At 65.6% G+C, this 19,886-nt stretch carries 21 protein-coding genes; 11 read left to right on the top strand and 10 right to left on the bottom strand.

The window, feature by feature from the left end; genetic code table 11:
* The first annotated feature begins 31 nt into the window (after positions 1-31).
* Positions 32-235, top strand: a complete 204-nt coding sequence (locus tag AC07PZ_RS12930) for a hypothetical protein (protein ID WP_495295492.1) — start codon at positions 32-34, stop codon at positions 233-235.
* A gap of 53 nt (positions 236-288) precedes the next feature.
* Here the strand turns inward: AC07PZ_RS12930 and AC07PZ_RS12925 are convergent, their stop codons facing one another.
* Positions 289-1,176, bottom strand: coding sequence for a LysR family transcriptional regulator (locus tag AC07PZ_RS12925; RefSeq protein ID WP_495295491.1), 888 nt, complete (start codon positions 1,174-1,176; stop codon positions 289-291).
* 105 nt (positions 1,177-1,281) lie between these two features.
* Between AC07PZ_RS12925 and AC07PZ_RS12920 the strand changes: the two genes are divergently transcribed.
* Positions 1,282-2,040 carry an SDR family NAD(P)-dependent oxidoreductase gene (locus tag AC07PZ_RS12920; RefSeq protein WP_495295490.1) on the top strand — a complete coding sequence of 253 codons (759 nt, stop codon included), beginning with the start codon at positions 1,282-1,284 and terminating at the stop codon, positions 2,038-2,040.
* Positions 2,041-2,106: 66 nt separating this feature from the next.
* The gene (locus tag AC07PZ_RS12915) at positions 2,107-2,925 is read left to right on the top strand and encodes an IclR family transcriptional regulator (protein ID WP_495295489.1); all 819 of its coding nucleotides are present in this window, start codon (positions 2,107-2,109) and stop codon (positions 2,923-2,925) included.
* Between the two features lie 15 nt (positions 2,926-2,940).
* Here AC07PZ_RS12915 and AC07PZ_RS12910 read toward each other — a convergent pair whose 3' ends face one another.
* From AC07PZ_RS12910 to AC07PZ_RS12885, 6 genes are read right to left on the bottom strand one after another with little or no spacing between them, the layout of a single operon-like run.
* The gene (locus tag AC07PZ_RS12910) at positions 2,941-4,326 is read right to left on the bottom strand and encodes a hypothetical protein (protein ID WP_495295488.1); all 1,386 of its coding nucleotides are present in this window, start codon (positions 4,324-4,326) and stop codon (positions 2,941-2,943) included.
* Positions 4,327-4,361: 35 nt separating this feature from the next.
* Positions 4,362-5,441, bottom strand: a complete 1,080-nt coding sequence (locus AC07PZ_RS12905) for an ABC transporter ATP-binding protein (RefSeq protein WP_495295487.1) — start codon at positions 5,439-5,441, stop codon at positions 4,362-4,364.
* Between the two features lie 2 nt (positions 5,442-5,443).
* The gene (locus AC07PZ_RS12900; RefSeq protein WP_495295486.1) at positions 5,444-6,235 is read right to left on the bottom strand and encodes an ABC transporter permease; all 792 of its coding nucleotides are present in this window, start codon (positions 6,233-6,235) and stop codon (positions 5,444-5,446) included.
* Positions 6,232-7,158, bottom strand: a complete 927-nt coding sequence (locus tag AC07PZ_RS12895) for an ABC transporter permease (protein WP_495295485.1) — start codon at positions 7,156-7,158, stop codon at positions 6,232-6,234. The genes AC07PZ_RS12900 and AC07PZ_RS12895 overlap by 4 nt, the downstream gene beginning before the upstream one ends.
* Entirely contained in the window at positions 7,155-8,390 is a 1,236-nt protein-coding gene (locus tag AC07PZ_RS12890) for an isochorismatase family protein (protein ID WP_495295484.1), read from the bottom strand. Before AC07PZ_RS12890 ends, AC07PZ_RS12895 begins: the two co-directional genes overlap by 4 nt.
* A gap of 4 nt (positions 8,391-8,394) precedes the next feature.
* Entirely contained in the window at positions 8,395-9,444 is a 1,050-nt protein-coding gene (locus AC07PZ_RS12885) for an ABC transporter substrate-binding protein (protein WP_495295483.1), read from the bottom strand.
* A gap of 305 nt (positions 9,445-9,749) precedes the next feature.
* On the opposite strand from AC07PZ_RS12885, the gene AC07PZ_RS12880 reads away from it, so the two are divergent.
* Complete coding sequence (locus tag AC07PZ_RS12880; RefSeq protein WP_495295482.1) at positions 9,750-10,541, top strand: AraC family transcriptional regulator; 792 nt, start codon at positions 9,750-9,752, stop codon at positions 10,539-10,541.
* Between the two features lie 27 nt (positions 10,542-10,568).
* Here the strand turns inward: AC07PZ_RS12880 and AC07PZ_RS12875 are convergent, their stop codons facing one another.
* Complete coding sequence (locus tag AC07PZ_RS12875) at positions 10,569-11,186, bottom strand: FMN-dependent NADH-azoreductase (protein WP_495295481.1); 618 nt, start codon at positions 11,184-11,186, stop codon at positions 10,569-10,571.
* A gap of 110 nt (positions 11,187-11,296) precedes the next feature.
* On the opposite strand from AC07PZ_RS12875, the gene AC07PZ_RS12870 reads away from it, so the two are divergent.
* Positions 11,297-12,205: a LysR family transcriptional regulator gene (locus AC07PZ_RS12870; RefSeq protein WP_495295480.1), complete on the top strand. Its 909-nt coding sequence runs from the start codon at positions 11,297-11,299 to the stop codon at positions 12,203-12,205.
* 32 nt (positions 12,206-12,237) lie between these two features.
* Here AC07PZ_RS12870 and AC07PZ_RS12865 read toward each other — a convergent pair whose 3' ends face one another.
* Positions 12,238-13,191 carry an AraC family transcriptional regulator gene (locus tag AC07PZ_RS12865; protein ID WP_495295479.1) on the bottom strand — a complete coding sequence of 318 codons (954 nt, stop codon included), beginning with the start codon at positions 13,189-13,191 and terminating at the stop codon, positions 12,238-12,240.
* A 145-nt stretch (positions 13,192-13,336) separates the two neighbouring features.
* Here AC07PZ_RS12865 and AC07PZ_RS12860 point away from each other — a divergent pair, with 145 nt between their 5' ends.
* The 5 genes from AC07PZ_RS12860 (at position 13,337) to AC07PZ_RS12840 (ending at position 18,051) form a co-directional block, all read left to right on the top strand.
* Positions 13,337-14,185, top strand: a complete 849-nt coding sequence (locus tag AC07PZ_RS12860; protein WP_495295478.1) for an oxidoreductase — start codon at positions 13,337-13,339, stop codon at positions 14,183-14,185.
* A gap of 182 nt (positions 14,186-14,367) precedes the next feature.
* Positions 14,368-14,832 (top strand): hypothetical protein, encoded by a 465-nt coding sequence (locus tag AC07PZ_RS12855; RefSeq protein ID WP_495295477.1) that lies wholly within the window; start codon positions 14,368-14,370, stop codon positions 14,830-14,832.
* A gap of 231 nt (positions 14,833-15,063) precedes the next feature.
* Positions 15,064-15,858: an enoyl-CoA hydratase/isomerase family protein gene (locus tag AC07PZ_RS12850; RefSeq protein WP_495295476.1), complete on the top strand. Its 795-nt coding sequence runs from the start codon at positions 15,064-15,066 to the stop codon at positions 15,856-15,858.
* 16 nt (positions 15,859-15,874) lie between these two features.
* Positions 15,875-17,065, top strand: coding sequence for a CaiB/BaiF CoA transferase family protein (locus AC07PZ_RS12845; protein ID WP_495295475.1), 1,191 nt, complete (start codon positions 15,875-15,877; stop codon positions 17,063-17,065).
* 14 nt (positions 17,066-17,079) lie between these two features.
* Positions 17,080-18,051, top strand: a complete 972-nt coding sequence (locus AC07PZ_RS12840) for a Bug family tripartite tricarboxylate transporter substrate binding protein (protein ID WP_495295474.1) — start codon at positions 17,080-17,082, stop codon at positions 18,049-18,051.
* 5 nt (positions 18,052-18,056) lie between these two features.
* Here the strand turns inward: AC07PZ_RS12840 and AC07PZ_RS12835 are convergent, their stop codons facing one another.
* Entirely contained in the window at positions 18,057-18,851 is a 795-nt protein-coding gene (locus AC07PZ_RS12835; protein ID WP_495295473.1) for an IclR family transcriptional regulator, read from the bottom strand.
* A gap of 50 nt (positions 18,852-18,901) precedes the next feature.
* Here AC07PZ_RS12835 and AC07PZ_RS12830 point away from each other — a divergent pair, with 50 nt between their 5' ends.
* Positions 18,902-19,834: a fumarylacetoacetate hydrolase family protein gene (locus tag AC07PZ_RS12830; protein WP_495295472.1), complete on the top strand. Its 933-nt coding sequence runs from the start codon at positions 18,902-18,904 to the stop codon at positions 19,832-19,834.
* Positions 19,835-19,886 lie beyond the last annotated feature (52 nt).

The raw sequence follows: 19,886 nt of genomic DNA, 5'->3' as shown, positions 1-19,886 counted from the left end.
AATAACATGGAAGAGGCACCAATTGCCCAGGATGAAGACCATCGACGAGATGCTGAACCTCGATTTGCTCACGTCCGAGCAGCACCATCAGATCGGCTCCTGGATCGCACGTGCCAGTTCGCCTGAAGAGATCATGAAGATGCCTGCACCGCTGTGGCAGGCCATCGAACGGGCCAGCGAGATCATGGGGGTCAACGAAGACCTCATGCGCCCGCCGGCGTTGGACGGCGGCTGAGCCGCCAGGCCGCATTCGTTCGCTCCGTCAAGGCGGCCGGCGTGTTTCGTGTCTCATGACGCCACGGCGAAACGCTCCGCCATGAAATCGATGAAGGTCTTCAGCTTTGGCGACCGGTACCGGTCTTTCGGATAGACCACGCTCAGCGGCCGGCTCGGCAGTTCATGCGCGGGGAACAGCCGCACCAGATGCCCGGCGGCCACGTCGGCCTCGAGCAATATCGCGGGCTGCAGCACGATGCCCAGGCCGTGCAGGGCCGCCACGCGCAGTGCGTGGCCCTGATTGACCTGAAGCCGCCCGGAGACGGGAATTCGAAACCGCCCATCCGTGCCGTGCGTTCGCCAGCCGGCCAGCGCGGCCGGGTTGAAGGACAGGCATTCGTGCTGGCTCAGGTCCTCCGGCTTGCTCGGCGAGCCTCTGCGCGCCAGGTAGTCGGGCGAGGCGCAGATCATCAACCGGTAAGGCGCGAGCGGCTTGGCGATCAGGGCCGAGTCCGGCAGCTGGCCGATACGGATCGCGGCCTCGAAGCCTTCTTCCACCAGATCGACCACGCGGTCGCTCAGCGACACGTCGACGCTCACTGCCGGATAGCGCGCCAGGTACACCGACAAGGCCGGCATCAGCGCCTCGGTGCCGAAGGTCACGGGCGCGCTGATGCGCAGCGTTCCGGCAGGCGACGATTGCAGGTTCTGCGCCTGCGTGTCCGTCTCGGCCACCAGCCGGAGGATCTCCTTGCACCGGACGTAGTAGTCCTCGCCCAGGGCCGTGAGGTGCTGGCGCCGGGTGGTCCGATGGAGCAGCTGCATGCCGAGGCGCTTTTCCAGCGTGCGCAGATGGTTGCCGGCCATCGTCGCCGAGATGCCGCTCGCCGCGGCGGCTGCGCTCAAGCTGCCTTTTTCGACGGCCAGGACATACACCTGCATGCTGTCGAGCAAGTCCATTGGCAACTCCTGATTTCGAATGAGTCAAACGGGCCGCAGTTTATCTCTCGGAAATTTCAAATGACACTGCCCCCTTCTGCAGTTTTGCGAATTCGAAAGGGCGTGATGGACTTGAATCTCAAGGGGCGTACAGCCCTGGTCACCGGTGCCAGCGCCGGCATCGGAGCGGGCGTGGCCAGGGTGCTGGCATTGGAAGGCGTGCGCGTGGCCATCACCGCGCGCCGCGGCGATGCGCTCGGGCAACTGGCGGCCCAGATCGCCAGGAGCGGCGCCGAGGCGCCCTTCGTCGTGACCGGGGACATCACCGATGCGAACGACGTGAAGCGCCTGGTGGCCGAGGCCACGGCGGCCGTCGGCCCGATCGACATCCTGGTCAACAGCGCGGGCGGTGCCCGGCTCATCCAGCAGGATGCGCCGGACGCGGATTGGGACGAAGCCTTCGCGCTGAATTTCAGCGCCGCGCGCAGACTGGCACAGGCCGTGTTGCCAGCCATGCAGGCGCGGCGGTGGGGACGCATCGTCAACATCAGCGGGTCGATGGAGCCGCGCTCGCTGAATGCGGCGAGCGCCGCCAAGGCGGCGCTGCATCTGTGGGCCAAGGGGCTGTCGTGCGAAGTGGCGGCGCAGGGCGTCACCGTCAACACGATCCCGCCCGGCCGCATCAACAGCGAGCAGATCCTCGGCAAGCTGCATCCGACCGAGGAAAGCCGGCGCGCCTTCATCGCAAGCCACATTCCCATCGGCTATTTCGGCGAGCCGGAAGACATCGGCCATCTCGTGGCGTTCCTGGCTTCGCCACTGGCGCGCTACATCACCGGTGCCGTGATTCCGGTGGATGGCGGGATGCACTTCTTCGCGCATTGAGCCGGCACAGCGCCAACAAGGCCGTAGCGCGCGGCGCGGATTCCCGGCCGTGACCTACGTGACAATGTGAAGGCATCAAGGTGTCACGTGTCGCTCAACTCTCCCCTCGAATCCGCGCCGGAAGGTCCTACCAAACAAGTGCGGGCCGCCATCCGTGCGCTGGACATCATCGAAACCGTGGCCGCTGCGCGATCGCTCAAGCATTCGGACATCGCCGAGCGGCTCGGCATTCCCAAGAGCACGACCACGTTGATCCTGGACACGCTGGTGCAGTCCGGCTACCTGCAGCGAGATGCGATGAGTCGTGCCTATTCGCTGGGTTCGCGCATCCTCGGCATCGCGGGCCGCTATCTCGCCGAGATGGACATCGTGCAGATCAGCCAGCCCGTGCTCAGCCGTCTGGTGGTCGACGTCGACGAAAGCTGCTTCCTGGTCCAGGCCGAAGGCAACGAGGTGATCGTGCTGTGGCGCGAGGCCTGCAAGCGGCGTCTGACCTACACCTTCTCGCTGGGTGAGCGCGCAGCCATCACCGAGACGGCGGGCGGCCTGGCGCTGCTGGCCTGCCGCGATCCGCAGCAATGGGCGCCGACGCTCGCGGCCTGCGGCCCTGCCGATCCCGCTGCACGGCGGGAACTGCTTGCGCAGCTCGAACGCATCGCCGATGGCGGCGTGGCCGTGCAGACGCACGGACAGGTGCGCGAGGTGTCGTCGCTCGCGCTGCCGATCCTCGGCTCGTTCGGCACGCCGCTGGCGGCGCTGTCGGTCGCCGTGCCCGCAAGCCGGCTCGACGCGGCGCTGCAGGCGCGCATCGAGACCGCGCTGCGGCAGGCGCGCGACGAGATCGCCGCGCAGGCTGGCTACGGGGGCTATCCGCGCCGGGCCTGAGCGCGACGTCGGTGCTTACCAGCCCATCGCATAAAGCAGCGCAATGAACACGCCGGCCGCCGCCGAGGCTGCCAACGTGTAGCGCAGGTTCCAGCCGAAGGCGATCTCGCGCGGCGACACACCGGTGATGCCGCCAGCGATCAGCAGCGTCGCGCTGACCGGCGAGATGCCGATGGCGAGCGACCAGCCGAGCGTCAGCGCACACGCGAAGGTCACCGGCGTCGCCGTGCCGAAGCCGCTGTGCGCCACCAGTTGCGCGAGCAGCAGCACGACGATGGTCGGCGCGATCGACAGCATCGCGATTGCGGGGATCAGCCACACGCACAGCAATGCAAGCGACAGCGGCCCGAGCAGCGGCGGCCATCCCGCGCCGGCGCTTGCCGCATGGGCCAGGATGATCGCGACGATCGCCTGTCCGATGAAGGTCGACGCCGAGAAGATGAAGGTCTCGCTGCGCATCTCCGTGAGCACCTGGAAGAAGCGTGCGGGGAGCCCCGGCCCGGCGGTCGGTGCGGGATCGCGTTCCAGTGCCAGCCAGAGCAGGCTGAAGCAGGGCAGCGTGGTGGCCGAGGCCATGATGAAAGGCAGGCCGGACAACTGGTAGAGCAGCAGCGTCGCACCGAACAGCGCAGCGGCCATGCCGAGGATGATGAACAGCGACTGCACGTCGCCGTGCGGCGCATCGGCGGGCGGTTGCCGGTCGAGCGGCATCGGCCTGTGCAGCAGGCAGCCGCCCGCGAGCACCAGGGTCGCGGCCAGCAGGCCGGCGCCCATGAAGGCGAGCGGGCGCATCTGCGGCAGCGCGGTGCTCACGATCGCAAAGCTGATCGCCATCGGCGACCAGGCCGTGGTCATCGACAGCCCGCGGATCACCGCCATCAGCATCTGGCGCGCGCCGGGGCTGGTGCGCGCGTCGAGGCCCGATCGCCGCAGCATCTCGCCCATCATCGGCACCACGCCGAAGCTGAAGATCAGGCTGAGCAGATGGCTGCCGAAGGACAGCGCAGCGTAGCGCCGCCGTGCACCGGTCGCGACCAGGCAGGCTGCGGCGCGCGCGATGAGGCGGGACCGGCGCATCGGCAGCCGCAGTGTGGCGAGCGCGGCGAGCAGCGTGGCGAACTGCACGCTCTGCACGCCGGCGCCTGCCAGTACGGCCGTACCCGCATCGCTGAGCAGGAAGGCCGCACCGCTGGCGACCGCGCCCAGCACGACGAATACGCGAGCCTGCCGGCCGACGCCGGGCCACACGGCGGCCATGAAGCCGAGCAGCGCGGCGCAGGCGAGTTCGAGCAGGGCGTCGAACGGCCAGACCAGCCGCAGGTAGGTGCTCGCCACCAGCACGACCATGCAGATCGCGGCCAGCCGTTCGCGCGGTGCCATGGCGGCCGGCGCTGTGCCCACAGGGTGCCTCCGCCCCGCGGGCGGTTGCGTGGCGCTCATGCGTGCAGGATGTGCACGGCCGAGCGCTGCCATTGCGCGCGCACCGGCGTGCCGACGCCGAAGGGCAGCGCGTCTTGCAACAGGCCCTGGTCGTTGCCCTGGCGCACGCTGAGCATGCTGCCGTCGGGCAGGCGGACCATGTAGTCGGAGGCACTGCCGTGGTAGATCGCCTGCGTCACCTGGCCTTGCACGCCATCGCCGCCGAGCGGACCGGCTGCGCTCAGCCGGATGCGTTCCGGCCGCAGTGCGACCTCGACCGGCTGGCCGATCGGCAGCGTCGTGGACGGCGCCTCGAACGCATGGCCGAAGGCCTGCAACGTGCAGCCGTCGTCGTGTGTGCCCACCACCTGCGCACGCACGAAGTTCGACAGGCCCATGAACTCCGCCACGAAGCGGTTGCGTGGGCGTTCGAAGAGCTCGATCGGCGAGCCGACCTGCTCGATGCGGCCCTGGTTCATCACGGCCACGCTGTCGCTGAGCATCAGCGCCTCTTCCTGGTCGTGCGTGACGAAGAGCGAGGTGATGCCGAGTTCCCGCGTGATGCGGTAGAGCTCGGTCTGCATCGCCTCGCGCAGCTTGCGGTCCAGCGCGCCGAAAGGCTCGTCGAGGATCAGGATGCTGGGCTCGACTACCAGTGCGCGTGCCAGCGCCACGCGCTGCTGCTGGCCGCCCGACAGCTGGCGCGGATAGCGTTCGCCGAAGCTGCCCAGGTGCACCAGGTCGAGCGCACGCTTCACGCGCGGCGCCTGCTGGCCCGCAGGCACGCCGCGCATCTTCAGGCCGAAGGCCACGTTGTCCTGCACCGTCATGTGCGGGAACAGCGCAAGGCTCTGGAACACCATGCCGATGTTGCGCCTGGGTGCGTCCAGGCGCGTCACGTCGCGGCCTTCGATCAGCACGCGGCCCGAATCGGGTTGCGACAGGCCGGCGACGATGCGCAGCGTCGAACTCTTGCCGCAGCCGCTCGGGCCGAGCAGCGTGAGGAACTTGCCGCTCGGGATGTCGAGCGAGATGTCATTGACCACGACGTTGGCGCCGTGGCTCTTGTGCAGGTGGTTCAGCGAGACATGGGCCATGGTCAGCTCCCGAGGATTTTCTTGAGGCCGAAGAAGCGTTCCACGGCCAGTGCACCGCCCAGCGTCGCGATGATCAGCATGGCCGAGATCGCGGCGATCGAGGGGTCGAAGTTGTATTGCATGTAGGACATGATGGCGATCGGCAGCGTGGTGGTCTGCGCACTGCTCAGGAACAGCGAGACCGACACGTCGTCGAAGGACAGGATGAAGCTCAGGATGGCGCCGGCCGCGATGCTGCCGCGCAACTGCGGCAGCGTGACGTGCCACAGCACCTGCCAGCGCGAGGCACCGAACACGCGGCCGGCTTCCTCCAGCGACGGGTCCATCCGCGCCAGGCTGGCAAGCACCGTGCGCACGGTGTAGGGCAGCACGATCAGCGTGTGGCCGAGCAGCAGCCGCAGCGGCGCGGTCGCGAAGTCCATGCCTGCGAGTGCGACCAGCACCGCAATGCCGATCACGATGCCCGGCACGATCAGCGGCGACAGGAAGAAGGCCTCGAGCGCCGCCTTGCCGCGCCATTGGCCGCGCGACAGGCCGAAGGCCGCCGCCACGCCGATCGGCACCGCGATCAGCGCGGCCGCCAGCGCCAGCCAGGCGCTGGTCGCCAAGCCGCCCATGAAGTTCTCGGACTGCAGTGCGACCGCATACCACCTGAGCGACAGGTCGCGCGGCGGGAAGCTGGGGACGGGGCCGCCGTTGAGCGACACCACCACCACGAACACCAGCGGTGCGAGCAGGAAGACATAGAGAAAGGCCGTGGTGGCCTGTCCGAGTCGATGAAGAAGCGCGTTCATTTGGCGGCGTTCCAGTGGCGCGTGTGCCAGCCGGCCCACGACAGGATGGCGCACAGCACCAGCAACGTGGCGCCCAGCAGGACCGCCACCAGCGTGGCGCCGAAGTGCCAGTTCATCGTGACCGAGAACTGCTGGTAGATGAAGGTCGTGAGCACGCCGGACCGGCTGCCGCCCATCAGTGCCGGCGTGACGTAGGACGACATGGCCAGGCTGAAGACGATGATCGATCCGCTCGCCAGGCCGGGCACCGTCAGCGGCAGCAGCACGTGGCGGAAGGTCGCCCAGCGGCTCGCGCCGAGCGAGCCGGCCGCCTCGCCGAGTGACGGATCGATGCGGTCGAGCGAGCCGAGCAGCGACAGCACCATGAAGGGCAGGAACACGTGCACCAGGCCGATCAGCACGGCGGCCGGCGTGTACATGATCTTCACCGGCTCGTCGAGCAGGCCGACGCCGACCAGCAGCGTGTTGAGCACGCCCTTGTCGCCCAGCACCACGATCCAGCCATAGGTGCGCGCCACGATGCTCACCAGCAGCGGCGCGAGGATCGCGATCACCATCAGCCCGCGCCAGCGCGGTGCCGCGCGCCAGACCGACAGCGCGAGCAGCATGCCGAGCGCGGCCGTGATCAGCGTCGTCAGGCCCGACAGCCACAGCGTCTTGAACAGCACGCCCAGGTAGAAGTCGCTGCCGAAGTAGCGCTGGTAGTTCTGCAGCGTGAGGTCCATGCCCGGCGCCATCACGCCGGCCTCGGGCGGGTTCAGGCTCATCCAGAGTACCTGGCCGACCGGGATCAGCATGCCGAGCACCAGCAATGCGCAGGCCGGCAGCAGCAGCCACAGCGCGACCGGGACGCGCGGCGCGCGTGGTTCCGGCGGGAGCGGCAGATGCGGTGCGGCGGGCAACATGTCGAGTCGCGCGCTCATGATGCGGCGAGTGCTGCCGGCACGTGGGTCTGCCACGCGTCGATGATGCGATCCGACGGCTCGACCAGTGCGAAGTAGGTGCGCAGCTGCTCGAGTGAAGCTTCATGCAGATGCCGTACCGAGTTCTTGGTGCCGACGCAGTCTTCGGCGACCACCAGATAGAAGTCGAGCATCGACGCATCGCGTGCCGAGGATTCGATGCAGCAGTTGGTCGTGACGCCCGCGAACACCAGCGTGCGGATGCCGCGTGCGCGCAGCAGCGCTTCCAGCGGCGTGTCGATGAACGCGCTGAAGCGATGCTTCGTGATGACCGGTTCGCCCGGCAGCGGCGCGACCGCATCGATCACCTGGCCGCCCCAGGAGCCACGCAGACAGACCTCGACCTCGCCGGGTGGAAACTCGTGGTTGCCATGCAGCTCTGCGGCCGATGCGCTCCAGACGGCGCCTTCGCGTGTGCGCGTGCTCGGAAAGCGATAGGGCGAACCGACGTGGCGCACGTGCTGGCCATACTCGGCACGCACGTGGACCACCAGGCAGCCGGTGTCGCGCGCGTGCTGCAGCAGCACGGGAATGCGCGCTGTCGCGCGATCGACCATCGGCATGGCCTCGCGCTGGCCGGTGGCGCCGGCCGGGCTCACGAAGTCGTTCTGCACGTCGATCAGCACCAGGGCCGTGTGTTGCGGCGCCAGTCGCTCGTCGAGCGTGCGCAGCAGCGCGGCTTGCTTGGCGTCGGCATGCCAGTTGCGCGGACCCGGCCGCGCGGCCGTCCATGCGGCGGCGATTGCGTCGGCCGCGTCGGCATGGCGCCCATCGGCGCGGCGAGCGCGGTATCCACGCACGTCGGCGTCGCGTACCGTGCAGGAAATGCCGAGCGACTCGTCGCTGCCCGCGAGCACCAGTTCGGCGATGCCGTTGGCGCGCAGCACCAGGCCGAAGGTGCTGGTGCCGAACGGGCTGCCGCCCAGCGTGCGGATCACGAACTCGCTGGGGCCGGGCTGCGGTGCCAGGCTTTCGTCGAGCCCGGCTTCGGCGTCGTCGCGTTCCGGTTGCAGAAAAAGGATCAGTGCCTGGGCGCGGCGTGCGGCTGTCAGCAGCCGCCGAAGCGTCTCGGCGGCCGGCGTACCGGCGGGCAGTGCCTCGGGCGTCGCGTCGACGATCACCAGCGCGGACTGCGCCGGGTCGGGCAAGGCCGAGGCAGGGGCGGCTGCCCCATCGAAAGAAGTGCTCAGCATCGGATCAGCCTGCGATTTCCTGGTTCCAGCGGTCCGTGAGTTCCGACATCTGCGGGATCACCTTCTGCCAGTCGAACAGCTTCAACTGGTCGAGCGAGGGCACGCGCTCGGCGGCGCGGCCGCTCAGCCTGGCGTTCTTGTTGGTCGGCCCTGCGATGACCGCATTGCAGAAGGCTTCCTGCGCTTCCTTGCTCAGCGCATGGTTGATGAACTGCATGCACAGGTCGGCGTTGGCCGCATTCTTCGTGACGTGATAGGACACCATGCCCACCATCGCGCCGTCCTTCGGGAACACGAACTTCACCGGCTTGCCGCTGTCGATCAGCGCATAGGCCGGGATGTTGGTGGTCATCGCCACGACCGACACCTCGCCGGTGTCGAGCATCTGCATCGCATCGGTCGATCCGGTGAAGAAGCGCCGCACGTTGGGCTTCAGGTCGCGCAGCGCCTTGAAGCCAGGGTCGAGGTTCGACTCGCTGCCGCCGCGGGTGCGCGCCGCCGCGACCAGCATCTCCCAGCTGCCCCAGACGCCGATGTCGGGCAAGGTGACCTTGCTCTTGAGCGCCGGGTCCCAGAGGTCGCTCCAGGATTCGGGCGCCTTCTTCACGAGATCGGTGCGGTAGGCGATGCCGTAGGCCACATAGTCCAGGCCGACCGCCTCCTGGCGGAACTGGTCGAACCACATCGGATGCACGTCCTTGATGTTCGGGATCTTGTCCGCCGACAGCTTCTGGCCGATGCCGGCGCGCACCGCCTTGATGCTGTCGGGGTAGGGCAGCAGCAGCATGTCGATCTCGGGCTTGCCGCGGTTGACCATGGCGCTGGTCAGCCATTCGCTCGCGGTGCCGAGCTTGAGTGCGACCTTCACCCCCAGCTTCTTCTCGAAGCTGTCGACGATGGCGGCGCGGTAGTTCTTCTCCCAGACGCCGCCGAAGACCGTGGAGGTCATCGTGCCGGCGGCGCGGGCCGGCAGGGCCAGGCCGAGCGTGAGGGCGGCACCGCCGGCGAGAACCGATCGGCGGGACAGGGCAAGGGTGTCGATAGGCAGCGTCATGGTGTGGGTTTGTTCAATATCAAGAACATAGTTCAACGGGATGAACAAACTCAAGCAAGACGTGTGCCCGGCCGCTTCGACTGATTCGGACCCCAAGCGTGTGATTGAAGAGATGCCGGAATCGCTCCATTGGCAGATGCGCACTGAGAACGGGCAACGCGCACCAGTGCGGCATGTGGCGGCGAACCTTCCGACCTGCCGGAGGGCATGCCGGTCTCGGCCTGCGCGGCTTGCGCACGTGCAGCGCATCGACGAAGCGCTGGCGGCCATAAACTGCCAGGTCCATTCAATTGCTCGAATCCGCCATGCCTGAATCCTTGCAAAGCCTGCGTGACTGGGTCGAGGCGGCAGACGGACCGGTGCTGTTCGCCGTCGAAGAGAAGCAGGACCATGAACTGGGCTCCGGCCCGCACCGCCACGCGCGTGGCCAGTTGTTCGGCTCGCTTCGCGGGCTGTTGTCGGTCGGCGTGGAAGACGGCGTCTGGCTGGTGCCCGCCATCCATGCGGTCTGGCTGCCGCCACACCACGAGCATTCGGGGCGTTCGCACGGCGCGTTCCATGGATGGAGCGCCTACGTGGCGGAAGCGGCCTGTGCCCAACTGCCTCAGCGGCCTTGCACGATACGAACCTCCGGCTTGTTGCGCGAGGCCGTGCTGCGCGCATGCGCCTGGCCGGTGGACGTCCCGCTGCGGGAACTGGAGCCCGACGAGGCGCACCTGGCGGCGGTGATCCTCAATGAAATCCGGACCTTGCCGGTCGAGCCCTTCGGGTTGCCGCTGCCCACCGATCCGCGGATCCAGCGGATCGCCCGGGCGTTGATCGACAACCCCGCCGATGAGCGCGACCTGGATCGCTGGGCCGAGTGGGGCGCGGTCAGCGCACGCACGCTGAGCCGGCGTTTCGTTGCCGAAACCGGCTTCAACTTCACCACCTGGCGACAGCGCGCCCGCATGATGCGGTCGCTGGAGATGCTTGCCGCCGGAATGCCGGTGGCCCACATCGCACTCGACCTCGGCTACGCGACCGCCAGTGCCTTCATCCATCTGTTTCGACGCACGTTCGGCGAGACGCCGACCCGCTATCGACAACGGCTCTGAAGGTTCGGGCGCTCCCCGGCAGCGCGTTCATGCCGATGCTGCCTGCCCGATCGCGTCTGCGTGCCGGGCGACGAATGCGTCCATCCCTTCCTGGCCCATGTCGACGGCCTTCGCACCGCCGCCCGCCACGATCGTCACGTCCGAGATGCCGATGACACCCAGAATCAGCCGGAGATAGGGCGCGGCGATGTCCCGGTCGCGGATGGGAGAGCCTTCGGTATAGACCCCGCCCGAAGCGATCAGCACCGTCGCCTTCTTGCCCGCGACAAGACCCTGGCCATCGAAGCCGAGCGTCTGCCCCTTTCGAACGATGTGGTCGATCCACGCCTTGAGCGCGGCAGGCACGTTGTAGTTGTAGACGGGCGTCGCGATGACCAGATGATCGGCCGCAAGAATCTCGGCGACGAGGACATCCGACAGGCGAAGCGCCTCCTTCATGTCGGGCGACTGCCGATCTTCCGGCGTGAAGTAGGCCTGCAGCCAAGGCGCGTTCACGTGAGGAAGGTCGATCTCGGCGAGATCGCGCAGGACCACCTCGCCCTGTGGGTGCGCGGCCTGCCATTCGGCGACGAAGCGGCGCGTCATCTGGCGCGATACCGAGGCGGCACCGCGGGGGCTGGTTTCTACGACGAGTAGCTTGGACATCTTGTTGTTCCGTGGATGGATGATCAGTGACAGGAGCGAATCTATGGCGTCAAGACCCCCTGCGGAAGAGATGAAAATATGATCATCTCCATCAGATGGATAGATTGATCATGATCGGCAGCCTCACTCTCGACCAACTGCGTGTGCTCGTCACCATCGCCGATACCGGCAGCTTCTCCGCTGCGGGGCGGCAGCTTTACCGGGCGCAATCCGCGATCAGCCAGGCCGTGGCCGCGCTGGAAAATGTTCAGGGTGTCGTTCTGTTCGACCGCAGCGGGCATCGCCCCCGGCTGACCGAGATCGGACGGGTGCTGGTCGATCAGGCACGCAAGGTCCTGGCGACCGCCACCAGGTTCGAAGCCGTGGCGGCCGGCACGCGGGCCGGTATCGAGCCCGAGCTGGCGCTGGCCATCGATCCGCTGATTCCGACGGCACCACTGATCGAAAGCATCCGGGCGCTGAATCTCGCGTTCCCGGACCTCGCGGTCACCTTCTCGACGGAAGCGCTGGGCGGCGCGTTGCGACGCCTGCGCAGCCGGTCAGCCGCCCTGGCGGTCTGCGTGCTGCTCCCCGCGGTGCCGGACGACGTCGTCGCTTTTCCGCTCATGCGCGTCCGCCTGCAGGCGGTGGTGTCGCGCGACCATCCGCTCGCTGCGCTGGGGAGGCCGGCCGATCGCGACGATCTGGCGCCCCATGTGCAACTCGTCCTGTCCGATCCGGCCGATCCGGGCAGTCCGAATTACGGATTGGCCGGCGACACGTTGTGGCGATTCGTCGATCTCGGACGGCGGCTCGACTTTCTCCTGGCAGGTTTCGGCTGGTGCCGGATGCCCTTGCATCTCGTCGAGGAGCCGCTGGCAACCGGCCGTCTCGTGCCGATCGAGATCGCGGAAGACCCGACACCGGCGGACGGCCTGACCATCCACGCCGCGCATCTCCGCGAGCGCGTGCCGGGGCGTGCCGGGCGTTGGCTGCTCGACGACCTGAGGGCGCGGCTCTCCGGAGCGAACCTGGCTTGATCGTCCGTTCTGCAGAGGCCTGAGCGCACCTGTCAGTGCGACGTCACCCATGCCTGCTCTCCGCGCACGGCAGGCATCGTAAAGCCGGACTTCAGGCGCGCGACTTCTTCGCTGGGGCTGAGTCCGAAGAAGCGCTTGAACTCGCGGCTGAACTGCGATGCGCTTTCGTATCCCACTTCGATGCTCGCCGCCGACGCCGTCTTCGCGTTCCGCAGCATCAGCAGCCGGGCCTGATGAAGGCGTACCGACTTGAGGTACTGCATCGGAGAGTTCTGGGTGACCGCGCGAAAGTGGGTGTGAAATGTCGGAATGCTCATGCCCGCTTCACGGGCCAGGCGGTCGACACTGAGCCGGTCGCCAAAGGTGGTGTGGATGCGCCGGACGGCTTTGGCGATCTTTCCGAACTGACCTCGGCTGGCGAGCGCCGCGCGCATCGATGCGCCTTGCTCTCCGATGAGCACCCGAAAGTAGATCTCGCGCACGATCGCCGGGCCCAGCAACACAGCCTCGACCGGCGAACTCATCGCCTCGAGAAAGCGCAGGACGGTCTGCGCCAATGCGTCGTCCATCGGTGTCGAGAACATGCCGACCGGCGGCACGCCCGAACTCCCGATGAGTTCATCGACCTGCAATGCGAGTCCGGCCAACACGGTGAGATCGAGGCTGAAATAGATCGCGAGCAAGGGCTCTTCGGCGCTGGCGTCGGTTTCCATCGTGAACGGAACCGGCACGGACACCGCCAGGTAATGCTGGGCGTCGTAGAGATAGACCTGATCGGCCCAGAGTCCGCGCTTGCGTCCCTGGCAGACGATGACGATGCCGGGTTCGTACAGCACCGGGGTCGAAGCCAATGGCCGGTCGGAGCGCAGAAAGCGCACGTCCGCAAGGGCGGTCGGCGTGTAGCCTTCCGTCGGAGCGAGTCGTTTCAAGAGCATCACCATGCGGGCCTGGCGCTCTTCGTGCGCGTTGCGGAGGCGATGGGTCATTGATGCTTGCACTTTGCTCATTCGGCGTACTGTGCATCAATTCGAGTGATCGATCGCCTGCAAGACGATGGCTTTCATAGGAATAGGCAAGTCATCCAGACGATTGCAAATGGCCTGCCGACAGTCCCGATTTCACAATCGGTGCATGCAAAACACCAAGACATTCTTCATCACGGGCGTCAGCAGTGGCTTCGGCCGTGCCATCGCCAACGCAGCGCTGCGGGCGGGTCACCGGGTCGTCGGAACGGTTCGTACCGAGCAGGCGGCCATCGAATCCGAAAGGCAACTCGTGGGCGATGCCCATGTGAGGCTGCTCGATGTGACGCAGTTCGACACCGTCGCGCCCCTGGCGGCCGCCGTCGAAGCGGAGATCGGGCCGGTGGATGTCGTGATCAACAACGCGGGCTATGGCCACGAGGGCATTCTGGAAGAGTCGCCGCTCGATGCGATGCGGCGGCAATTCGACGTCAACGTCTTTGGTGCGGTCGCAGTCGTCAAGGCCTTCCTGCCGTTCATGCGCCAGCGTCGGCGCGGCCACATCATCAACATCACGTCGATGGGCGGCTACATCACGATGCCCGGAATCGCCTATTACTGCGGCAGCAAGTTCGCCCTCGAAGGAATCTCCGAGACCTTGGCGAAGGAAGTGAAAGACCTCGGCATCGCCGTCACCGCAGTCGCCCCGGGCTCCTTCAGGACAGACTGGGCCGGCCGGTCGATGGTGCGCAGCGAGCGGTCCATCGGCGACTACGACAGCCTGTTCGATCCCATCCGCCAATCGCGCATCGACAAGAGCGGCAAGCAGCTGGGCGATCCTGGCAAGGCAGCGGCGGCCATCCTCGCCCTGGTGGAGATGCAGGAGCCGCCGGAGCACTTGCTGATCGGCAGCGATGCGCTGGGTTTGGTCCGGGCGAAGCTGGATGCGATGCAGCTGAGTCTGACGCGGCATGAAGAGTTGACTCGCTCGACCGATGGCGATCGAGATGGCGCCTGAAACGACGAAGGATGCCGCATACGGCGCGACCCCTGAAGAGAAACACGCGCATTTGCTGGCGCCGTCATCGACCACCCTCCAGACATGATGGTCTCTAACGCAGTCATCAGCAGGCCATGTCAGGCCCATAACCTTCCTCCCCATGTGCCGCGAACCCGCGGTATTTTGAAAGGGAAGACATCATGAACTCCGCTACCAACTCCATCACTCATCGCATCCTCGCCATCGCAGCAGTTTCCTGGCTGCTTGCCTGCAGCGCCGTGCAGGCCCAACCGACGCAAGGCCGCAGCCGCGCCGAAGTCGAAGCAGAAGCCGTGGCTGCCGCTCACGCACCCAATCAGAACGTCACGCGCGGCTCCCGCGGCGCGGACCCCTTCACGTCGACCGAGGACCCCGTGGCCGTACAGCGTCAGGCAGTGGAAACCGCCAATGCGCAGAACCAGAACGTCACCCGCGGTTCGCGCGGTGCCGACCCGTTCACGTCGACCGCCAACGAGAGCTCGGTGCGCCTGCAGGCCCGGGCTGCCGCATGGGCGCCCGATCAGAACGTGGTCAGCGGCTCGCGCGTGAACAGCAAGGTCATCTCGACCATGCGCCCGGCCGAGGAAGGCGCACGGGCCTCGATACAGCCGACACCCGCGCGCTGATGCATCTGCTGGCCGAGTCCTGAGGCCATGACACAGAGCCCGCAGTGGCACGGCACATGCCGTGCCGCTCGCGGAGTCTCACAAGAGTTTCACCGGGGAGCGCAGCTGGCGCCTGCATCGAAGAGGCAATGCATCCCGGATTCACATACATGAAATCTCTTTCACATATGTGAAAGACGTCGAACGACAGCGATTGATGAAGATACTTGGGGTTCTTTCTCGGAACACCCAATGTCTTCTACGTACGATTCAATCCTCATCGACAAGAACGGACCGGTCTGGCGGATCGTCCTGAATCGGCCCGAGGTTCGGAATGCCCACGATCTCGGCACCTTCAAGGAGCTGGTCCACGCATTCGACGAAGCAGAGAATGCCGCAGAGTGCCGTTGCATCGTCTTGACCGGACAGGGCGACTTCTTCAGTGCCGGCCAGGATATTGGATTCACGCGCGACGCCGATGCGCAGGCCATGGATGCATATGGGCGATGGAACGTCGCGGCGCGGCAGCGCATCCAGCGCAACTTCAAGCCCGTCGTTGCTGCGGTCAATGGCCCCGCCATTGGCGGCGGGACCTATCTCGCCGCGGCTTGCGATCTCATCGTGGCGGTCGATACCGCGTACTTCCAGATGCGAGAGATCCAGGCCGGCAACCATGCCGGCGGCGCCTTCCTGTTGTCGATCGGGCGTGTCCGGTCGCTCGAGCTGTCGCTGCTCGGACGAAAGCTCGGTGCACCGCAAGCCCAGCAATGGGGCCTGATCAATCGCAGTGTTCCGGCTTCTGAATTTCAGGCCGCGGTCGATGACTATGTCAACGCGCTGGTGGAACTGCCTCCATTGGCAATCCGCTATACCAAGAGTGCGACGAACCTGCTCATGGACTCTGCCGGATTCAGCAGCCATCTCGAGTCGGGAGGCAGCCTGCAGCGCTACCTGAGCCTGACGCCGGATGGGCGCGAGGCAAAGCGCGCGTTCAAGGAGAAGCGCAAGCCCAGGTTCACCGGCGCGTATCCGCGTACCGATGCATGAGGCGGAGTGCGAGGGCATGAATCAAGCACTTTTCAACTATCGCATCCTCGACTTCAGCCACGTGCTGGCCGGACCGATCGCGACACACTTTCTCTGCATGCAGGGCGCCGATGTCATCAAGGTGGAGTCGGGCAAAGGCGACACGATGCGAAATTACGGCGGCGAAAGCCATGCCGAGGGAATGGCGCCATCGTTCGTCACGGTCAACACCGGAAAGCGATCGATCGTCCTCGACCTCAAGGATCCTGAACAGCTGGATGTGGCGAGGAAGCTGGTGGGATGGGCGGATGTGCTGGTGGAGAACTTCCGGCCGGGCGTCATGGAGCGCCTGGGCCTGGGGCCGGCGGCGTGCAAGGAGATCAATCCGGCACTCGTGTATTGCTCGATATCGGGCTTTGGGCAAACCGGGCCTTTGCGTGGGAATCCGGCCATCGACCAGATCATCCAGAGCATGTCGGGATTGATGGAGGTCTCCGGCGATCCCGGTGATTCACCCATGCGCGTGGGATTCCCGATCGTGGACACCTTCACCGGACTGCTCGCAGCCTTTGCAATCACCAGTGCGCTGTTGCAACGTCACTCGAGCAATACGGGGCAGTACATCGACATTGCCATGCTCGATGCGTCTCTCGTGATGATGATGTCGATTGTCGGGCCCTACCTCATTGCCGGCGTACAGCCGCGCCGGACGGGGAATCTGGGGTACAGCAAGTCGCCGACGGCCGATACCTTTCCCACGGGTGAAGGGCAGATCACCATCGGTGCCGTAAGGCAGGAGCAATTCGAAGACCTGTGCCGCGTCATCGAAAGACAGGATCTGGTGGCCGACGATCGATTCAAGGACAGACGCAGTCGCCAGGTTCATGCCGAAGCGCTGCGCGCGGAAGTGATCGTTGCACTCCGTGCCCACTCCGCACTCGAGTGGGAGCATCGCTTGAACGAAGCAGGCGTCGCCGCCGGTGCGGTGCGCACGCTTTCTCAGGCACTCGATCTCGATCACGTCGCGCAGCGGGGATTGCTGCAGCCAACGGCCATACCTGGAGCTTCCGATGCCGCTGTTCTTCGCACCGGCTTTCTCTTCGCACACGACGGTGCCGGCGCAAGCAGGCCACCCCCACGGCTTGGCGAGCACACGCGCGAAGTCCTGATGGAAATCGGCTGCGAAGCCTCGGTCGTTGAACGAATCGTTGGTTCGATGCAATTGTGAAGTCGAGGAAAAAAATGAATAAGAGAGACATCCTGAAGTTGTTGGCCGTCACGCCAGTTGCGGGCGCGATATTTCCCGGCATCGCCGAGGCTCTGGCCTATCCCGTGCGGCCGATTCGGCTGATATCGCCTTTTGCCGCAGGCAGCACCAGCGACACGTCGGCGCGATTCATATCGCAGCATCTGACGATGGCTTTGGGGCAACCCGTCGTCGTCGAGAACCAGCCCGGCGCAGACGGTCGGATCGGCATCATGACCGTCAAGAATGCACCTGCCGACGGCTATGCCATCGTGGCTGGGAGCTGGACCAATCTCGCGGTCAATCCCATCCTGATCAAGGACCTGCCCTACGATCCGTTGAAGGATTTCAAGCCGATCGCCGGCATCGGCCGCAGCATGCTTGGCATCGGTGTCGCCGACAAGTCGGACATCAAGACCTTGCAGGACTTGCTGGCCGAAGCGAAGCGCAGACCACGGGCTGTCAACTTCGGCAACTTCGGCGCCGGCTACAGGTTGGCCGTGGAATGGCTGTCTGAACATGCGGGCGTGGAGTTCACCCACGTGCCGTATCGCACGACGGGTCAAATGAATACCGACCTGGCTGCGCAACAGATCGATGCGGCCATCGATGGCGTCACATCGATGGCCGCCCTGGTGAAGGGCCGGCAGCTGCGGTTGCTCGCCGTCACCGGGGACAAGCGCCACCCTGACTTTCCTGAAGTCCCGACAGTCAAGGAGCTATATCCGGACTACTCGATCTATGGCTGGTCGGCGCTCATGGTGCGCACCGAAGTACCCGATGCCATTGCCGAACGACTCGCGGACGCAGTTCAGAAGATCCTGACGTCGAAGGAAGGCCGGGAATTCGCCGTCAAGGTGGGATCCGAGCTGCTCAACCAACGCACCGGGGAGATGCGCAAGTACCAGATGGCGCAGATCGAGCGGCTTCGCCAGGTTGCCAATACGGCAGGACTGAAAGCCGAATGATGTCGTCATCGTCTGCGAGGCGAGTTCGCTGGAACGAAGGTGTTCGGAAGCGCTTCCATGTGATGCCGGTGCTGTCGGACCACCTCATTCAATGCGTCGACGAACCGGTCTCTGTTGGCGCGCAGCGCCGTGATCCTTCCGCCCAGGCCGATCACCATCGGCGGTTGATGCTGGGGTGCGGCCAAGAGCATCGTGATGGTGCCCGAGCCCGCTGTGAACAAGCCCTCGCTGCTCGCATACCCCTGGCTCTTGTAGGTGTCGATCCGTGTCAGGAGCTCCGACATCCGGACCTGGTTCTGCGGCTGTTCGCGCGCATTGAGGCGACTGACCAGGCCGCGGAGTTCCGCCTTCGTCTTGAGTGCCAGGATCACCAGTCCCATTGCACTGCGGAGCAAGGGTCGAACGGCACCGGTGGCGACGTCGGTGCGGTCGGCGGCGTCCGTGCCCTTGACGACATGGATGTACTGCACCTGGTCGCCGCTTTGGACACCGAGCACTGCCGTGCAACCGGTTTCGTCGCGGAGTCCATACATGAGACGGACGATCGTTCCGTTCTGCAAAAGCGCATCGTTGACCCACAGGCCGAGGAGCGCCGCGCGCACGGTCGGAACGAAGGTGCGGTCTTCCGAGGCGTAGTCCAGGTAACCCAGGTCGCGCAGCGTGTTCAGCAAAGAGAAGGTGCTCGACGGGGGATAGTCCAGCGTCGAGCAGATCTGAGTCAGCGTTGCCGGAGCGCGCCGTTGTGCGAAGTACTCGAAGACTTCGACGACGCGCTGGGCCGATTTGACGCGAGGTGCCATGCACCGATCGTAGCGTCCATTTATCCAATTCGAACCACAAAGGCTATTCAATGAAGCTTGTCACGATAGATCAATCGCCCACTGCAGTTGCAGCGTTGTATTGCGATGATGGCGTCTATGACCTTTCCGCCGTGCTCGCCAGCATGACGGCCGATCGATCCGGATCGATAGGGCTGCGTCACGGAGATCCGCTCACCATGCTGGACCTCATTGCGGCCGGCGAGGCAGGGTTGGCGCTCGCGCGCGAGGTCCTGGAGAACAGGAGCTCCTTTGCCTGGGCGCGCAAGGATGCGCGCACCGTGCGGTTCCTCGCGCCCATTCCGCGACCTCCGAAGAACGTGTTCTGTCTCGGCCGGAATTACGCGGAGCATATCCATGAGGACAACGTCTCTCGCGACAAGGAAACGGAGTTGCCGCAGCACGCCCAGTTCTTCACGAAGCCGGCGACTTCCATCGTGGGGCCCGATGCAGACATCCGCTATGACGAGAAGGTCACGCGTCGACTGGACTATGAAGTCGAGTTGGCGGTCGTCATTGGCCGGCAGGGCCGTGATATTCCGGTCGATCGAGCCTATGAGCACGTCTTCGGCTACACGATCGTCAATGACGTCTCGGCACGCGACCTGCAGAAACGCCACGACCAATGGTTCAAGGGAAAAGGGCTGGATACCTTCTGTCCCATGGGGCCGTGGATCGTGACCGCGGACGAGATCGCGGATCCGCATGCGCTGCGAATCCAACTCTCCGTCAATGGCGAGTTGCGTCAGGACGCGAGTACCGGCGACATGATCTTCCGCATACCGGAGACGATCGCTTCACTCTCGGCCGGACTGACGCTGGAGCCCGGCGACGTGATCGCCACGGGCACTCCGTCGGGCGTGGGCTATGCGATGAACCCGAGGCGCTGGCTCGGAAACGGCGACAAGATCGTCTGCAGCCTGGAAGGTGTCGGTACGCTTGCCAACCAGGTGGTCGCTGTCTGAGAAGTCGCCGGGGGATGGGCGCCCGGATGGAGATTCGAGTCGCCGTGTAAAG

This window comes from Variovorax sp. GW821-FHT10B04 (assembly GCF_059415645.1).
This window is presented reverse-complemented; position numbering and strand designations above follow the sequence as displayed.

Bases quoted from the DNA above. Each gene is read 5' to 3' on its own strand.
- AC07PZ_RS12930 (WP_495295492.1), top strand. From the start codon at position 32: ATGAAGACCATCGACGAGATGCTGAACCTCGATTTGCTCACGTCCGAG.
- AC07PZ_RS12925 (WP_495295491.1), bottom strand. From the start codon at position 1,176: ATGGACTTGCTCGACAGCATGCAGGTGTATGTCCTGGCCGTCGAAAAA.
- AC07PZ_RS12920 (WP_495295490.1), top strand. From the start codon at position 1,282: ATGGACTTGAATCTCAAGGGGCGTACAGCCCTGGTCACCGGTGCCAGC.
- AC07PZ_RS12905 (WP_495295487.1), bottom strand. From the start codon at position 5,441: ATGGCCCATGTCTCGCTGAACCACCTGCACAAGAGCCACGGCGCCAAC.
- AC07PZ_RS12900 (WP_495295486.1), bottom strand. From the start codon at position 6,235: ATGAACGCGCTTCTTCATCGACTCGGACAGGCCACCACGGCCTTTCTC.
- AC07PZ_RS12895 (WP_495295485.1), bottom strand. From the start codon at position 7,158: ATGAGCGCGCGACTCGACATGTTGCCCGCCGCACCGCATCTGCCGCTC.
- AC07PZ_RS12890 (WP_495295484.1), bottom strand. From the start codon at position 8,390: ATGCTGAGCACTTCTTTCGATGGGGCAGCCGCCCCTGCCTCGGCCTTG.
- AC07PZ_RS12885 (WP_495295483.1), bottom strand. From the start codon at position 9,444: ATGACGCTGCCTATCGACACCCTTGCCCTGTCCCGCCGATCGGTTCTC.
- AC07PZ_RS12880 (WP_495295482.1), top strand. From the start codon at position 9,750: ATGCCTGAATCCTTGCAAAGCCTGCGTGACTGGGTCGAGGCGGCAGAC.
- AC07PZ_RS12875 (WP_495295481.1), bottom strand. From the start codon at position 11,186: ATGTCCAAGCTACTCGTCGTAGAAACCAGCCCCCGCGGTGCCGCCTCG.
- AC07PZ_RS12870 (WP_495295480.1), top strand. From the start codon at position 11,297: ATGATCGGCAGCCTCACTCTCGACCAACTGCGTGTGCTCGTCACCATC.
- AC07PZ_RS12865 (WP_495295479.1), bottom strand. From the start codon at position 13,191: ATGACCCATCGCCTCCGCAACGCGCACGAAGAGCGCCAGGCCCGCATG.
- AC07PZ_RS12860 (WP_495295478.1), top strand. From the start codon at position 13,337: ATGCAAAACACCAAGACATTCTTCATCACGGGCGTCAGCAGTGGCTTC.
- AC07PZ_RS12855 (WP_495295477.1), top strand. From the start codon at position 14,368: ATGAACTCCGCTACCAACTCCATCACTCATCGCATCCTCGCCATCGCA.
- AC07PZ_RS12850 (WP_495295476.1), top strand. From the start codon at position 15,064: ATGTCTTCTACGTACGATTCAATCCTCATCGACAAGAACGGACCGGTC.
- AC07PZ_RS12845 (WP_495295475.1), top strand. From the start codon at position 15,875: ATGAATCAAGCACTTTTCAACTATCGCATCCTCGACTTCAGCCACGTG.
- AC07PZ_RS12840 (WP_495295474.1), top strand. From the start codon at position 17,080: ATGAATAAGAGAGACATCCTGAAGTTGTTGGCCGTCACGCCAGTTGCG.
- AC07PZ_RS12835 (WP_495295473.1), bottom strand. From the start codon at position 18,851: ATGGCACCTCGCGTCAAATCGGCCCAGCGCGTCGTCGAAGTCTTCGAG.
- AC07PZ_RS12830 (WP_495295472.1), top strand. From the start codon at position 18,902: ATGAAGCTTGTCACGATAGATCAATCGCCCACTGCAGTTGCAGCGTTG.